Below are 3144 nucleotides of genomic sequence, written 5' to 3'. Positions count from 1 at the left end.
GAGATTCGTACTCTCGCTTTGGCTCGTGCTCTGATTCTTCGTGCGCTCGATGCTGTATTGCGCCAAAGGAGAAAGCGCGTCACTGAGCGCATAGAGCTGCTTTTCGAGAAAATCCACCTCGTCATCCGTATGCGGCGCAGCGACGACGACGAAGCCAAATTCATCGCCAAGCATGACATCGATCAGGCGATCTGTGCCTTGAAAATCCTCATTCTCCTCATCGACCCCCGGCACACCTTCCAACATGCCGACGGAAGGAGCATCTTTCAGACGCTTCAAGATGCTCTCCTGCTCTGCCGGCTCGATCGGCTCGATTTTCGAGCCGCGAAAGTTGCCCTTCATGCTCGGCGCAAGAATATCACGCCCCAGATCCTTGACGCTGAATGGCAGCTTCTCCTCGGGATACGACTTGTCACGCGCCACGCCGAAGTAAAACTTCACGCCCGCGCTGTCGCCGAGAAGGATATAGAGAAAGCTGATGCCGTCCATGCCGCGAAGCGTGCCGAGGATGTTCTCCATCGCCTCCCTGCGCGGCGCTTTCTCCTCGAACGTCACCTCGTTGACGCGAAAGAGATAGAACTCGGTACGCTCAAGCGTCTGATTCTCTCCGCCCCAAGAGAGCTTCTTCTCCATCTTCAGCAGGCTGCGCATCCCGCGTGAGCCGAGAGCGTCCAATACCCCACGCGCATGTGCCAACCGCTCATCCATCTGTACGGCAATATCTTCCATCGTCACACGCTCCCTACAAAGTTTGTGAATAAATCTTGCCGGCAAACTCCGTTTGGAATTCTTCCTTGCGTCCCACAGCATATTCGATCATATTCGGCGCAGTCTTGCGGATGTAAATGCCCACATCGTCCTCGTCGCAGACATCCGCCTCGTCGATCAGACAGTGCACCATCTGCACCTGTCCGATCGGCATATCGTCCTGCAGTGCACGCGGCTCCGACGTGTAGTACAGCTCGAACTCCGGCTCATCGGCAAACGTGAAATATGCCCATTCGCCATAGTCCACCCCCTTGCCGATGCATACGGTGAAATATTTCCCCAAGTTGCCCGCATTTCCCAAATAATACGGGAAGCGCACCTCGCCCGTATCATCGACGTTGCCGTTGATGATCTTCACATCCTTGCCGCCCTTGCGGCAGCGCAAGAGTCCGAAGGCGACGCCCGTCTTGCCCGTGCGCTTGCGGTCAAAGTCCATGCTCAAGGACGCCGCTTTTGCTTTTGCTTTTCCTTCTCCTTCTTTCGCTTCTTCCTTCAAGCCCAATGGCTCATGCAGGCAAAACGCCCCCTTGGTATCTTTCATCTGCCCGTTTTTCAGCATCATCTCGGCGATCTTCTTTTCTTCTTTGTCGATATACTGCTCGAACAGCGTCTTGACCACGGGTGAGCGGCACGAATTGCCCGCGAGGAAAATATGGATCGGCAGGCAGAGCGACTTCCCCTTGAACGCGTGCAGCAGCGACTGGAAGAAGTTCTCGACGCCCTGTCTGATGCGTCTTTCGATGACCTGCTGCAGCATCTCAACATCGACGTGGAGATCGACCCCGACCTTGGAACTGCCGCTCTCTGCGTTCGTGACGCTGGAAAAGAGCGTGACATTCAGAGCATCCCCCGTGAGCTTCGCTATGCCCTCAGCGTCGCTTTCCCAAAGCGGGCGCAGCATCTCCGCCAAGATGCGCCGATTCATGTGCGCCGACGCATCTCCCGTCCTTTGCACCAACATCTCCGCTCCGGCGAAGGTGTCGCAGCCTGCAGGCAGCGCGAAAGGAATCTTCCTCTCACGCATCGCGGGCAAATTCTTCTTATAGACTTCATAGGCGAGAAGCTCCAAAATATTTTCTCCGCCGAGCAGCTCATCACCGTTGAAGCCGAACTGCTCGATGATGAAATTGCGCCTGCCGTTTTCCGGCACATACTCGATGCCGAAGTCAAAATCCGTCGTGCCGCCGCCGAAGTCAAATACGCCGTAAGCGACCTTCTCCCCCACCGACTTCGGCTCCAGACCGAAGCCCTCCAACGCGCTGATGGCATAGGCGGCAGGCTCGCTCGCGCCGAGATAGACACGGAAGCGGCGCATCATCGACGCATCTTTCAAAAGCGCGGGCGGCAGCGACTTCTTCAGCCCGCGCTCGAAACTCGCACGAATGCGCTCACGCACCGCCTTCTTATAGTTCACGGGGAAAGATAAAATATAATCCAAATAGATTTGATGATGCATATTGTTGATGTAAAGACCCAGATAGTAGGCGTAAAGCTCGATGGGATCGAAGTCGCCGCCACCCTCGCCGTCGTCCAAGGCGCACGTCTCGGCATACGGCTTGATCTCACGCATATTGCCCTCACGATCTATGAGAATCGGCCAGCGATCTTCCTCGCGCGCCCACTGCTTGAGCTCGCTGAACACCGAATTGTAAACGACGCTGGCGCATGTTTCCTGATCGCGGAAGATCGCATCCGCCGCTTGATGCGATACGGTCACTTGGTTCCACTCTGTAAACGGCCTGCCCGCGCGTCCGCGATAGGCGGCGAGGAAGCCCTCGATGTCGCGCAGCTCGACGACCGTCGGATTCTCGAAGTCGCGCATCGTCGGGGCTTTCGCATAGTCGCCCTTGCCGATGCGCAGCATACGCTCCTCACCGTCGCGGCAGACGACGACCGTGCTTTTCGTGCCGAAGTCGATGGCGCAAGTGCCGTTCATGCGCACATCGAGCTGCGGCGGACGCGCATAAACCATCTCATCCGCCGGGAACTGTACCTCGGCATATTCGTCGCCATCATCGGGCGACTCGAACAGCTCCCAATGCCCGCGATTCACATCCGAGAGCAGCCGCTCATCATACGGCTGGATATTGGCACGCACCTCGTCACAGCGCAGAAGATATTTTTTCAAGGCATCCGCAGAGCCTATATAAGGCTTCTCCCCGCTGCAGGCATCACGCCATGTGGCAGAGAAGTTAAATATGCGGGAGAGGACGGGGTCGGTAAAGTGCCCCTCCATAACATCTTCGGAAAAAGTATCCACGTCAATAAAAAACTCTGCTTCTTTTACCAACTTGCCCCAGACATCCGCAAGAGCCATATAGCGCTCTTCCTGCTCTTCGTTCAAGCCTTCGGGCAGCAGCCCCATGGTAAACCATG

Annotated in this window: 2 protein-coding genes; both read right to left on the bottom strand. The window is 56.4% G+C overall.

Translation table 11 applies throughout. The features are described from left to right. Positions 1-729: hypothetical protein (locus tag ACTTKG_RS10100; RefSeq protein WP_442674072.1), on the bottom strand; the 729-nt coding region annotated here is incomplete at its 3' end. Between the two features lie 13 nt (positions 730-742). Further along, positions 743-3144: hypothetical protein (locus ACTTKG_RS10095; protein WP_442674071.1), on the bottom strand; the 2402-nt coding region annotated here is incomplete at its 5' end.

It is taken from the genome of Selenomonas sp., assembly GCF_052169755.1.
In the GTDB taxonomy this organism is placed as follows: domain Bacteria; phylum Bacillota; class Negativicutes; order Selenomonadales; family Selenomonadaceae; genus Selenomonas.
Note: the sequence above shows the minus strand (reverse complement) of the source record. Positions and strands in the feature narration are given on the sequence as shown.